Source organism: Jutongia sp., assembly GCF_057878315.1.
Genome location: NZ_DBLXSO010000007.1, coordinates 42461 through 54772, shown reverse-complemented (window position 1 = coordinate 54772; position 12312 = coordinate 42461). Strand labels below are relative to the sequence as shown.

At 46.2% G+C, this 12312-nt stretch carries 13 protein-coding genes; 1 reads left to right on the top strand and 12 read right to left on the bottom strand.

What is annotated here, in order from left to right:
* Positions 1 to 62: 62 nt before the first annotated feature.
* Positions 63 to 266, bottom strand: a complete 204-nt coding sequence (locus ACZLMD_RS02740) for a hypothetical protein (protein ID WP_022305290.1) — start codon at positions 264 to 266, stop codon at positions 63 to 65.
* A gap of 310 nt (positions 267 to 576) precedes the next feature.
* Between ACZLMD_RS02740 and truA the strand changes: the two genes are divergently transcribed.
* Positions 577 to 1365 (top strand): tRNA pseudouridine(38-40) synthase TruA, encoded by a 789-nt coding sequence (gene truA, locus ACZLMD_RS02735; protein ID WP_489495094.1) that lies wholly within the window; start codon positions 577 to 579, stop codon positions 1363 to 1365.
* Positions 1366 to 1552: 187 nt separating this feature from the next.
* Here truA and coaBC read toward each other — a convergent pair whose 3' ends face one another.
* The 11 genes from coaBC to ACZLMD_RS02680 all read right to left on the bottom strand — a co-directional run bounded on the left by coaBC (position 1553) and on the right by ACZLMD_RS02680 (position 12298).
* The gene (gene coaBC / locus ACZLMD_RS02730) at positions 1553 to 2749 is read right to left on the bottom strand and encodes a bifunctional phosphopantothenoylcysteine decarboxylase/phosphopantothenate--cysteine ligase CoaBC (RefSeq protein WP_482521283.1); all 1197 of its coding nucleotides are present in this window, start codon (positions 2747 to 2749) and stop codon (positions 1553 to 1555) included.
* A 57-nt stretch (positions 2750 to 2806) separates the two neighbouring features.
* A complete protein-coding gene (gene panD, locus ACZLMD_RS02725; protein WP_022305125.1) occupies positions 2807 to 3190 on the bottom strand; it encodes an aspartate 1-decarboxylase in 384 nt (127 codons plus the stop codon).
* A gap of 56 nt (positions 3191 to 3246) precedes the next feature.
* Entirely contained in the window at positions 3247 to 4086 is an 840-nt protein-coding gene (gene panC / locus ACZLMD_RS02720; protein ID WP_118558959.1) for a pantoate--beta-alanine ligase, read from the bottom strand.
* Positions 4087 to 4118: 32 nt separating this feature from the next.
* Positions 4119 to 4946, bottom strand: coding sequence for a 3-methyl-2-oxobutanoate hydroxymethyltransferase (gene panB, locus ACZLMD_RS02715; protein WP_022305127.1), 828 nt, complete (start codon positions 4944 to 4946; stop codon positions 4119 to 4121).
* 232 nt (positions 4947 to 5178) lie between these two features.
* Positions 5179 to 6033: a Rossmann-like and DUF2520 domain-containing protein gene (locus tag ACZLMD_RS02710; protein ID WP_489495093.1), complete on the bottom strand. Its 855-nt coding sequence runs from the start codon at positions 6031 to 6033 to the stop codon at positions 5179 to 5181.
* Positions 6005 to 6292, bottom strand: coding sequence for a hypothetical protein (locus ACZLMD_RS02705; protein WP_489495092.1), 288 nt, complete (start codon positions 6290 to 6292; stop codon positions 6005 to 6007). Before ACZLMD_RS02705 ends, ACZLMD_RS02710 begins: the two co-directional genes overlap by 29 nt.
* Before the next feature lie 17 nt (positions 6293 to 6309).
* The gene (locus ACZLMD_RS02700) at positions 6310 to 7344 is read right to left on the bottom strand and encodes a hypothetical protein (RefSeq protein ID WP_489495091.1); all 1035 of its coding nucleotides are present in this window, start codon (positions 7342 to 7344) and stop codon (positions 6310 to 6312) included.
* Positions 7345 to 8057: 713 nt separating this feature from the next.
* On the bottom strand, positions 8058 to 8324 hold the full coding sequence (rpsR, locus tag ACZLMD_RS02695; protein WP_022304837.1) for a 30S ribosomal protein S18: 267 nt from the start codon (positions 8322 to 8324) through the stop codon (positions 8058 to 8060).
* Positions 8325 to 8357: 33 nt separating this feature from the next.
* On the bottom strand, positions 8358 to 8813 hold the full coding sequence (locus tag ACZLMD_RS02690; RefSeq protein ID WP_118558962.1) for a single-stranded DNA-binding protein: 456 nt from the start codon (positions 8811 to 8813) through the stop codon (positions 8358 to 8360).
* Between the two features lie 22 nt (positions 8814 to 8835).
* On the bottom strand, positions 8836 to 9123 hold the full coding sequence (gene rpsF / locus ACZLMD_RS02685) for a 30S ribosomal protein S6 (protein ID WP_118559033.1): 288 nt from the start codon (positions 9121 to 9123) through the stop codon (positions 8836 to 8838).
* 208 nt (positions 9124 to 9331) lie between these two features.
* Positions 9332 to 12298, bottom strand: coding sequence for an MFS transporter (locus ACZLMD_RS02680; RefSeq protein ID WP_489495090.1), 2967 nt, complete (start codon positions 12296 to 12298; stop codon positions 9332 to 9334).
* Positions 12299 to 12312: the final 14 nt, after the last annotated feature.

The window sequence follows — 12312 nt, the reverse complement described above, 5'->3', positions numbered from 1 at the left end:
CCACCTCGTTATAAATCAGCCATCTTCATTTCCAATAACCATTTTTCAATTGCAATCGCAATTTATTGCTTAATGATTTTATTGAGCTTCGCAAAATAATCTTTCTTAGAAATCACTTTCACACCGGTATCATTTTTATATATAATATTATCTCCATTTTCATCATACATCATTTTAGAATAACCACTGCAAACAAATGAATATGTATTTTCTTCAAAAATAGAATTTACATTATTAGATACCAAATAAAAAATTCCTTCATCCACTATAATATATGTATCTCTTAGTTTTTCTTTTAACTCATTTTTTCCTTAAAAATTCTTCCTTTTTCATAGTATCACCTTTTCAAATTATATCATTTACATACTTTAGTTATAATATTATTAAAAATATCTTTACTTTATCACTTCATTTATAATATGTCAACTCCTTCCTTGAGCCTCCAATGATATTCTGTTACAATAAAACACACACAATTGATAAATGATATAAGGAGTAAACGAACTTTTGACCTCAGCAACAACATCGTAAAACTTCTTGTCATATAGTGATATAAACACAGAAAAGGACACCACCATGAAAAATTATAAACTCATCCTGCAGTATGACGGCACGCGCTACAGCGGCTGGCAGAAACAGGGCAATACAGACAATACGATTCAGGCAAAGCTGGAGACGATCGCATCAAAGCTGACCGGCGTCCCGACAGATGTCAACGGCTCCGGGCGGACTGATGCCGGTGTCCATGCTTTGGGACAGGTGGCAAATTTCCGCTGTGAGGAGTCCGCACTGCCGCCGAAGTTTCTGCGATCAGAGGAAACTGTCACCGACCTGATCCGGGATTATTTTAATAATGCTCTTCCAATGGACGTCCGCGTCCTCTCGGTCAGTGAAGCTCCGGCACGCTTTCATGCAAGATTAAATGCAAAAGAAAAGCATTACCGATATGTGATCGATAATGCTGCCGTTCCCGATGTATTTACAAGGCGGTACGCCGCACGGATCCCGGCTGAGCAGGAGGCGCGCGTTTCATATGATATTGAAGCGATGCAGTGGGCCGCAAATGCTCTGATCGGCGAACATGATTTTAAGAGTTTTTGTGATAACCGGCACATGAAAAAATCCACTGTCCGAAGCATCCACGATATCCGGATCGTTTTGCAGGACGACCGAATCGCCATGGATTTCTACGGCAATGGATTTCTGTATCATATGGTTCGCATTCTGGTTGGGACGCTGTTGGAGATCGGAAGCGGAAAGCGCTCTGCCGATGACATTTCCCGCATTCTTCAGGCACTGGACCGCCGGGAAGCAGGGTTTACCGCACCGGCACAAGGGTTATTTCTCGTAGAAGTGACCTATTAGTTTGGAGTTTAAGCGCACTGGTACTTTTGTAGAATTCAATCCATTTCACAACTAAATAATTAATTTGTATTATAAAAGCCTCGCACTATTTGGATATATCCTCTCCTTGCCGGTTGTCCGGTAAAGAGGGGTTATATCTTCTATGTCGAGGCTTTTGGTATATATTATTATAAAATTGTAGTTCATTCTATGCCTGCATCCGCTCAAGGATCGTGTCTAACAGCTGCCCGGCAACCTCTTCCTTGGACTGCAGCGGCAGCTCAACGGTATCCTCCGGCGTGATCAGTGTGACCACATTGGTATCGCCTCCGAAGCCGGCACCCTGCACCTTGAGGTTATTGGCAACGATCATATCGACATTCTTTTTGGCAAGCTTCGCTCTGGAGTTATCGAGCATGTTTTCTGTCTCCATGGAGAAGCCGCAAAGGAACTGTCCCGGCTTGCGATTTTCTCCGAGCCAGCCGAGAATATCCTTCGTGCGGGTCAATGCGATCGCATTGTCGCCATCCTTCTTTTTGATCTTCTCGGAAGCCACCTGCACCGGTGTGTAATCTGCCACCGCTGCAGCTTTAACGATAATATCCTGCTCTGCCGCACGGCTTGTCACTGCTTCAAACATATCTGCCGCACTTGTCACAGGCACAACATTTACAAACATTGGCGGATCGATAGAGACCGGTCCGGTTACAAGAGTCACCTCTGCGCCGCGCAGCATCGCCTGACGCGCAATGGCATATCCCATTTTGCCGGTGGAATGATTGGTGATATAGCGCACCGGATCAATCGCTTCCACGGTCGGCCCCGCCGTGACCAAAACACGTTTTCCTTTCATTGTCTTCTCACATGCGGTTTCCTTCAAAATGTACTGAAGAAGGACATCCTCCGATGGGAGCTTCCCCGCACCCACATCGTGACATGCAAGAAGTCCGACTGCGGGCTCAATGATCTCCATGCCATAGTGCTTCAGCTTCTGAAGATTGTCCTGCACGATCGGATTCTCATACATTGCTGTATTCATAGCCGGAGAGATGATCTTTTTGCAGCGGCACGCCATGACCGTGGTCGTCAGCATATCGTCGGCAATACCATTAGCAAGCTTACCGATCACATTGGCGGATGCCGGTGCGATCAGTACAACATCAGCCTGCTTTGCGAGCGCGACATGCTCTACACTGTACTGAAAATTACGGTCAAATGTATCGATCAGACATTTGTGGCTTGTCAGTGTCTCAAATGTCGTCGGATGAATAAAATTCGTAGCATTCTGCGTCATCAGTACCTGCACATCAGCATGCAGCTTGACCAGCATGCTTGCAAGATTGGCTATTTTATAGGCTGCTATACTTCCTGTAACACCAAGTACGATCGTCTTTCCTTTTAACATTGTTTCCCTCTTTTCTGAGCCTTTCGAAGTTGTTGTAATGTACCACTTTTCTTTCCCCTAGGAAAGCTGTCCGTGCTTCTCATAGCTGGTGACACGGCTGATATGATTCTGCTCGTCTACAAATACAACCTTCGGTTTGTGATCCTTCGCCTCCTCCGGCGTCATCTGACAATAGCACATGATGATCACATGATCGCCCACCTGCGCCTGTCTTGCCGCCGCACCATTGAGGCAGATCATGCCGCTTCCCGGCTCTCCGGCGATGGTGTATGTCTCAAAGCGGTTGCCGTTCTCAACATCGACGATCTGAACCAGCTCATATTCTAATATTCCTGCCTGCTCCATGAGTTCCGGATCCACGGTAATGCTGCCCACATAATTTAATTCTGCCTGCTGCACGATGGCACGATGGATCTTTCCCTTTAACATTGTAATCTGCATTTTGATTCTCCTTTTATCTGCATAAGCTAATGAGCGGATTGCAAAACTCGCATTCATTATTTAATAAAGTTGTCGATCAGTCTTGTCTTACCGATATAAACTGCCATGGCTGTCAGGATCTCTCCCTCGGTGCTGTCAACCGGCTCAAGTGTATTCCAGTCTACGATCTCAACATAATCGATTTTGGCAAGTGGCTCTTTCTCGATCTCACCGCGGATCGCTGCGATAACCTTTTTGGCGTCCTTCTCACCATCCTCGATCAGCTTTTTGCCAAGCTTTAATGAACGGGATAATACAAGTGCTGCCTTTCTCTCCTCCGGGCTTAAGTAAGTATTTCTGGAGCTTTTGGCAAGTCCATCCTCCTCGCGGATGATCGGGCAGCCCACGATCTCAATACCGAAGTTCAGATCAGACACCATATGACGGATCACGGCGAGCTGCTGCGCATCCTTCTGTCCGAAATAAGCGCGGTCCGGTGTTACGATATTAAACAGCTTGGAAACAACAGTACATACGCCACGGAAATGAATCGGTCTTGTCTTTCCACAAAGACCGCCGGTCAGCGTACTCATATCCACAAAGCTTGAGAAGTCATCGTGATACATCTCGGACGGCTCCGGATGAAAGATCAGACTCGCCCCCGCATCCTCACAGAGTGCTGCATCTCTGTCCATATCTCTCGGATAGCTTTCCAGATCCTCGCTTGGTCCAAACTGCATCGGATTAACAAAAACGCTGACAACCACTCTGTCATTGTCTGCCACTGCGCGGTCGATCAGGCTCTTATGCCCTTCATGAAGATATCCCATGGTTGGCACAAGACCTACGGTAAGTCCCTGCTTTCTCCACTCCTTAACCTGTGCTCTCACTTCTGCTACTGTATTTACGATTTTCATTTTATGATACTTCCTTTCCCGTTGTCCTTGTATTAATAAAGCTTGTCCAATACGTCATCATCTATCTTAAATGTATGCTCCTGTGCCGGATAAGAGCTTTCCTGTACTTCCTTTATGTACTGGGTGAAGCCCTTCTTCATAACTTCTCCGACCTCGGCAAAACGCTTTACAAACTTTGGAGAATAATCGGAGAACATTCCAAGCATATCCTGATATACCAGAATCTGTCCGTCACAGCCTGCACCGGCACCGATTCCGATCGTTGGAATATCAAGCTTGTCGGTGATGATCTGCGCCAGCTTTGCCGGAATACATTCCAGAACAACCGCAAAGGCTCCTGCCTCCTGTACGGCAAGTGCCGCCTCGATAATACTCTGTGCTGCCTCCTGGCTCTTTCCCTGCACCTTGTTGCCGCCAAATGCATTGACGTGCTGCGGTGTCAGTCCGAGATGTGCGCATACCGGAATACCTGCATCCACGATTGCCTTGATCTGCGGACATACTTCCTTGCCGCCCTCCAGCTTAACTGCATTGCCGCGTCCTTCCTTCATCAGTCGTCCCGCATTGACTACGGCATCGTAAACGGATGTCTGATATGACATAAACGGCATGTCGATCATGACAAGTGCGTTTTGGGCTCCGCGGGAAACGGCAGCGCCGTGGTGGATCATATCCTCCATTGTCACAGAAAGCGTATCCTCATATCCGAGAATCACATTGCCAAGGGAATCACCAACAAGAATACCGTTGATCCCTGCCTCATCCTCCAGCTTTGCCGTGGAGTAATCGTATGCGGTAAGCATTGCGATCTTGACTCCGTCCTGTTTTGCCTGTCTCCATGTCTGTACTGTGTTTTTCATTTGATTACCAACCTTTCTGAATATCCGCTATCCTCATGGATAGTCGCATTTCCGGTCACCGCCCACACCTTCTGTGCAACCGGCAACGATGTTTGTTCTGTTCCATTTTACGGACAGATCTCCTCAGCCTGCGAATGCTTTAATCTGTTTTCTCTTCAAACAGATCTCTTTCAGTCCGCGAATGCTTTAATCTGCTCCCTTTTCAAACAGATCTCCTCAGCCTGTGAATTCTTTAATCCGCATTCTCCTCAAACAACTTCCGGATCGGGGTATAGTCCCTGTCCGGATTGCGCCGCCCGGCAAGCTCTACCATGGTGCTGCCAAGGCTCTGATAGATTCTTCCCGCCTTGCTGCCCGCCAACGCCTGCAGATGCTTCTCGACCGTCTGCGCATCACCGCGCTCCACCGGTCCCGTCAAAGCATTGACGCAGCCCTTCTCCAGCATGGATGCGATGTTGCCCTCCACAAGCGGACGCAGAAGTGCCATCGAATCCTCCTCGGCAAAACCACATTCGGATAGCACATCAATGCTCGCCTGCATGAGTCCAAGCATTTCATTGCTTGCCATCGCTGCTGCCGCGTGGTACTTGATCTTATCCTCCGCCTTCAGGGTCAGCACATGATGACCAAGCTCTTCCCACATCGGCTTCATCACTGCAACCGCCTCCGGGTCGCCCTCCAATGTCAGATATGCTGTATGAAATTGTTCATATGAATGGAACTTGTCGCTGAACGCGTACATCGGATGCATCGAGATTCCAAGGGCACCTGCCCTTTCCCGATCAGAAAATACATAAGAAGTTAATGAACCACTGAAATGACATATGATGTGATGATCTAAGTTTTCTTTCAAAAGTGCTTCCCAGACATGGGCGATCACGCCGTCCGGTGTCGTAATAAATATAATATCGTTATCCTGTGTAAGCTCATGCAGGGTCGTATATGTCCCTGTCCCTACAAAAGTCGCTGCCTCGTCAGCGCTTTCTCTCGTCCGGCTGTAAAATCCACCGACATCCCTTCCATGCATGGAAAGGTATCTGCCAAGTGTTGTTCCGACTTTACCAGCCCCTATAATGCCTATCTTCATGGGAAACCTCCCTGTGATGATATCGGAAGCTGTCCAATATCTGTGTGATCATCTGATTGTCATTTGTCGTTCGTTCTGATGCAGTTTCTCTCCGAATACCGCTCATTTTCACAGAATAACACAAAGCGGCGGCTTTTTCAAGCCGCCACTTCACAGAATATAACCCCCAATCAATTAAAATCAACCAAAACAATTCCCCCAGCCAGATCATGAACACGATTCCAATCCCCACCATGATTGCTATCGTTGATTTCTTCATCGCTGTTTCCTTCCTTTCTATAATTTATTAAGTTGATTTATCATCAAAAGCATCATTTCCTTTGTACTAAACGTCACTGTGGATCCGTCCTTATATGTAATACACGTTTCGTGAGGAAGTACCTTATCATATCCTGCTCCCAGATCCCAATATACGCTTCTGGTTTCGCCATTCTTCAGGGATTTACATGTATCCGTAAAATCAATCGGAGTACCACCATTCCACTCCTCACCATAGATATCATATAGCCTAAAATTAAATTCTACTTTTTTAATCGTTTTGCCCGATACATTTTTATAAGTGATATGAAATTCATTGGTAAAGCCGGACGTATCTACATATGATTTAACCCACTTGATGGAATGCTTCAACCGTTTGATATGAAGCTTTTTCTGTTTCTTTTTATACGCCTTTTCTTTTGCTGTAATTTCCTTTTCGTATTTTTCGATTTCCTCTTTATTTTTTCCAAACTCTTTTATTTCGTCTATTTCATTGAGCGCACTGGAATAGTCATTCTTTTTCACCTTTTCTGCACAGTCTTCCTGCACCTTTTTCCAATATGCGTCATAATTATCATTCATCATTTTCTGAGCCGTCTTGTAATTGCAATCCTGTTTTATAACACCATTTAAATTCTTAAACGCTGTCGCATACTCCTTTTTCTCAATCTGTCCTTTACCCAGACCAAATTGACCTTTGGAAACCTTCATTTTTAAAAGATCCTTCTGAAGAGACTCTGTATATTCCTTACAGCCTTCTACTCCCGCCAGCTCTTTCAGACTTTTCTCACAGTCTTCATAGCTTTTCGCTTTATCATTCGCATAATTCTGATAAATTTCTTTTGCTTTGTCCTTCACCATGCGTTTTGCCTGATCTGTTTTGTCGACATCCGTGCTGTTTTCCTTGATGTATGCTTTTACATCATTAATATTGTTCGCTTCCAGAGCTTTCCCGACAACATACTCCGGGCCGGTAAAATACTGATATGCATAATATCCTCCACCTGCCAGAAGTAACACCAGAATCACTAAAATAATAATTTTCTTTCTCATTTTCTCTCCTTTCCTAAGTGACTTTCTATGATTTTCATAGTATACACTACGCCCGGACATCGATGTCTTAATTTTTTAATCCCCCCAAAAACTTTCCTCCGGGAGATCAATATCCGCCCATACGATTTCCTATATCCAATAATTTATTTTGATATTTTGCCACCAAGACACTGAAAGATCCGAGAACTGTGCCTGAAAAATTGTCTTGTCACTTACGGATTTCGAAAAGACTAATTGCTTTGCTGCTTTGATGTTTGATGTTTGATGAATATGCCCTTCCGTACGCGCCCCAGGTGGGAATCAGGTGTTTCGCAAGGCACTCTGCCCCCGCCAGTACTTATGCGCCCTGCACTCAAGAAAAAATTTAAAAACAGGGCGCATTATGTACTGCTGCGTGGGGCAACGTAGCGGGAGCGTGCCTGCCGAAATAGCTGATCCCACCTAAGGGGCTTGCTCGTACGGACACACATTCATCAAAGCGTTGCAAAGCAAAGTCTTTTCAGAAATCCTACTGATCTGCGTCAATTTTTCAGGCACAGTTCTCGGATTACTTTGTTTTGTAGGCAAAATAATTATTTTTCATATTGGACATAAGAAATCGTATGAGCGGATACACTTGATTGATACGGGAAGTTTGGAGGATTAAAAAATTGCACAAAAAAACAGCCCTATTGATCACTCAATAGAGCTGCTATGAATCAGTCTGATTTCAATTAGTCTGTGGTATATGGCATAAGTGCTACGTGACGAGCGCGCTTTACAGCGACTGTCAGAGCTCTCTGATGCTTTGCACAGTTACCGGTAATTCTTCTAGGAAGAATCTTACCTCTCTCAGAGACATATCTCTTTAACTTATTGGTATCCTTGTAATCAATGAAATCATGCTCTTTGTCTGCACAGAAAGCACAAACTTTTTTTCTTCTGCGAATCGGTCTTCTCTTTGCTGGAGCACCGTCTCTATCGCCTTTATTATAAGCCATGACAAAACCTCCTAATCATTATTACGCCACTGTCTAGTTAAATGGCAATTCCTCTTCGATGGCATCCGGAATATTCATGAATCCATCCCCTGCTGCCTGTGTCGGCTCAGGTCTTGATGGAGCCTGCTGGTAGCCATCCCTGTTTCCGTTGTAGTTCGCTGCAGCTGCTTTGCTCTCGGCAAACTCCTGCTCCTCTACAACTACATCGGTCGTATAAACACGGTTGCCTTCCTTGTTGGTATAGCTTCCGGTCTGAATACGTCCGGTTACCGCAATCTTGGTACCCTGATGAAGATAATTCTCAGCGAACTCTGCACCTCTGCCGAATACGACACAGTTGATAAAGTCTGCTGACTGATCATCTCCCTGACGTTTAAATCTACGATCGACTGCAAGCGTATATCTTGCAATTGCTGTCTGATTCTCTCCGGAAGAATAACGAATCTCCGGATCACGGGTCAGACGACCCATCAAAATAACCTTATTCACTTAGGAAACACCTTCCTTTCTCCTATGCTTCCTGTCTGATGCATAAGAATCTGAGAACATGATCCATGATGCGGACTGCCTGCTCAAGCTGTCCCGGAACATCTGCCTCAGCATCGAACTGAATAAAGTAGTAGTAGCCTTCCTTCATGTGCTGGATCTCGTAAGCAAGCTTCTTCTTGCCCCACTCATCCACATTTGTGATGTTACCGCCGAATTTGGTCACATAGTCCTTTGCCTTCTCGACAGTTGCTACTCTTACATCCTCTTCGATCTTAGCATCGACAACTAACGCTAATTCATACTTGTTCATAGTTGTCTGTACCTCCTTTTGGTCTCTGGCTCTCTCCATGGCTCGCCTCCGTGTGATAAGCGGCTGCGGCATGTCCCTGCATGCTTTGCCCTGTCAGGAAAGAACAAGGATAAAATAAACGTATCACAATCCAACATTCTATATCATTTGTCAATAAAATGCAAGCGTTTTTTCTTTAAATTCCTTTTAAATTCGATTTTTGCGAAAATCACACGGTATTTCCCCGCTGCAGCCAACCGTAAATCCCCATAGCCGCCGCAGAAATTCCGGCAAAGATCCACATGCCGGTGACCAGTCCCACGCTGAGCATGCCACCAAACACCATGGTTCCAATGGATTCGCCCAGATTATCGGCAAGATTGTAATATCCCATCGCCTCATCCTCTCCATATGCCGCCACCTTCGGCTGCCTGCAGAACAAAATCTCCCGTCCCGCTGCGCCAAAGCTTTTCGCCGCGCCGAGAAGGAACAACGCAAGGGCAAGCATCGGAAGCGTCTGAAAATACCCAAACAGCAGAACAGCTCCCAAAGAAACCGCACTCGAAAGATAAAGCGTTCCTCTCCCGAGATGCTTCATGGTAAGACCGGTCAGTGCTTCACTTAAGAAGATTCCCACAAGACAGTTCATGACAAGAAGCAGACTCGTCTGTGACTCGCCGAGTCCCTGGCCATCCGCAAAGATCGGCAGAAAGTAGCTGGTAAAGCCGTTGATGATCACATACGGCACGACGATCAACAGAAGGTACCCAAGCACCTGTCCGGAAAACACAAATGACAGTCTTCCGGTATGGCGCACCCTCTCTTTGCCGGACATATGAAACAGACCACCCACGGCAAGCAGCAGGAAAAGCATACTTCCCCAGATCACCGCAGAGCAGAAGAACATTTTGGATTCGCCCAGCTTCTCGGCAATCGCAGCACCGATCACCGTGCCGGAGATCATTCCAGACAGGATCGCACTGTTAATGACCGAAAATCCCTTGGACTGCACCTGATCGGACTGGTCTGCCACGATGATCGACAGTCCGTTCATCAACAGACCACACCCCATACCGCCTAAGATCAGTCCTGCTAAGATCATGCCATAGCTCCCGGAGTATGCCATCATAATATCTCCCACCGCACAGCATAAAGCCCCGGCGCCCATGACAAGACGGAAGCCAAACCGCCGCAGCAGCCCGGATACAAACAGGGACATGACACCGATCATCGCAAAATTGACCGTCAGCGGCAGAGAACCCGCAAGCTCTCTGGTGATCGGAAAATCCTCCCGGTAAAAACGTTCCACATATACTGGCAGGAAACTTGTCGGCATGTTGTACGCCGCAAAAACGAAAAACGTCACAACCCGCAGATAAGGGATTGGAAAGGTATGTGTTCTTTCCTTATGACTTAAACGTTTCCAATCCCTGCGATCCTCCATAAATGCAAGACCTTCATTTAATAAGAAAACAGCGATGATCACCATCAGGATGATCTCAACCATGATCCTTGTACGCATCGAATCGATCATTCCGGACAGCGTATCGGACACCATGCCGATCTCAATAATTCCGATCACTCTTCCCGCGCGGTCCTTGACCGGTGCCTTAACGTAAACATAGGAGCCGGTCGCATCCTGCTTTCCGTCATTGATATACTGCTCTCCGGTCAGGTAAACCTTCTTCGCTTCCTTGGCTTCTCCCTCGTCCAGCGGATAATACGCGCCGATCGAATGATCCAGATATGCCAGTGCATACGCCCTTTCTCCATTCACTTTAACAATATTACAATAGAGATTTTCACTGTACCGGCTCGTCACATCAATCAGATCATTCATGCATTCCTGCAGCTTCCGGTAATCCTCAGAGCCATAATCCGTCGGATAATTCACATGCTTTAGTGCATCCGTATCCATAATATCCGATGCGATCTGCGTCACCGTGTACATGCTGCCGATCTGCTCCTGTGTGTAGCTGTCCTTAAAACGTTCGAGCATGCTCACCATAACCACAAGTGCCGAAATACTGACACCAAGGATCATAAAGATACTGAAGCGTTTCTTTTGAAAGATTCCCGAATGGATCAGATAACGAAGCAGCACCATCGAATAATAAATTGCCGTTACACCGGAAAATGTCCACACCACAAAACAAAACAACAGCTTTGCCAGAAAAGAATCTGCATAATAGAAGCTTTGTCTGGTGTCCATTTTTACGGACACACCCTGATCCACTGCCAGCACAGCCGAAGCATTATCCCAGGTAACGGAGATCATTTCTTTTCCTGCACTTTCCGTCACCTGGATCGTCTCCAGAACCGAATGCTTCAGATCAAGCCCGGTAATCTTCTGCAGCTTTTCCATCGGACAGAAGCACTCTGCCTGCTCCTTTCCTTCCTGCAGCCGGTATATCCCATTTCCACAGATATCCGTGAAATACAGATATCCTCCCCGAAAGGAAAGATTATACGGCAAAAGCCAGGTCCGGTCTTCCGCCCGGTACACCACCTTAAGCGGATCCTTTTCAAAGGAATAGATCGTTCCGTTTTTGATCACAAAATATCCGCCATTCTCATTGACGGCAAAATCCTGAATCTCATCCGCAAGATCCCAGGAAATATACCGGTCTCTTTTCGCATTTGTCTGTCCGTTTTTCAGGACATATGTACTAAAGCCCTTTCCATCCGGATCCACCGCCGCAAAACGAATCTCATTCTTCAGGGCAACAAGTGAAAACAAATGGCGTTTCATGATCATCATATCCGTATAATCATTTTCAAAAACAACACCGGCAAATTTCCCGTCGGAGGTATACTTGAGCACCCTCTCGCCGGAAAGACCAAGCCCTGTATCATTCCAGAGTATATCGAGAATATAAATGCTGCCATCACTGCCTACCGCCACCTCGTCCGCCTCTCCAAAGCAGTCCTTCTGGTGATCTCCCCACGCGATCCGTGCCGTGATGCGTCCTTTCCCTGATATTTTGAGAACCTCGCTTTTCCCCTCATTGATAATATAGCGGTTGCCCTTTTGATCCATTGTCGCAAAATACGGGTTTGATATGTCCCGTTTTACGGACAGGGTCACAGGCAGATACCACCACACCAGCATGCCTGCTGCCAAAAGAGCCGCTGCAAGTATCATCCATATTATATCTGTCTTCTTACATTCCAGTCTGCGAAATGCCGTAAACATACTATCACCTCTTT

What these genes read in the sequence shown, in the direction of transcription:
- rpsR (WP_022304837.1), bottom strand. Translation starts at nt 8,324, where the DNA reads ATGGCTTATAATAAAGGCGATAGAGACGGTGCTCCAGCAAAGAGAAGA.
- rpsF (WP_118559033.1), bottom strand. Translation starts at nt 9,123, where the DNA reads ATGAACAAGTATGAATTAGCGTTAGTTGTCGATGCTAAGATCGAAGAG.
- panB (WP_022305127.1), bottom strand. Translation starts at nt 4,946, where the DNA reads ATGAAAAACACAGTACAGACATGGAGACAGGCAAAACAGGACGGAGTC.
- panD (WP_022305125.1), bottom strand. Translation starts at nt 3,190, where the DNA reads ATGCAGATTACAATGTTAAAGGGAAAGATCCATCGTGCCATCGTGCAG.
- ACZLMD_RS02705 (WP_489495092.1), bottom strand. Translation starts at nt 6,292, where the DNA reads ATGAAGAAATCAACGATAGCAATCATGGTGGGGATTGGAATCGTGTTC.
- coaBC (WP_482521283.1), bottom strand. Translation starts at nt 2,749, where the DNA reads ATGTTAAAAGGAAAGACGATCGTACTTGGTGTTACAGGAAGTATAGCA.
- panC (WP_118558959.1), bottom strand. Translation starts at nt 4,086, where the DNA reads ATGAAAATCGTAAATACAGTAGCAGAAGTGAGAGCACAGGTTAAGGAG.
- ACZLMD_RS02710 (WP_489495093.1), bottom strand. Translation starts at nt 6,033, where the DNA reads ATGAAGATAGGCATTATAGGGGCTGGTAAAGTCGGAACAACACTTGGC.
- ACZLMD_RS02680 (WP_489495090.1), bottom strand. Translation starts at nt 12,298, where the DNA reads ATGTTTACGGCATTTCGCAGACTGGAATGTAAGAAGACAGATATAATA.
- truA (WP_489495094.1), top strand. Translation starts at nt 577, where the DNA reads ATGAAAAATTATAAACTCATCCTGCAGTATGACGGCACGCGCTACAGC.
- ACZLMD_RS02700 (WP_489495091.1), bottom strand. Translation starts at nt 7,344, where the DNA reads ATGAGAAAGAAAATTATTATTTTAGTGATTCTGGTGTTACTTCTGGCA.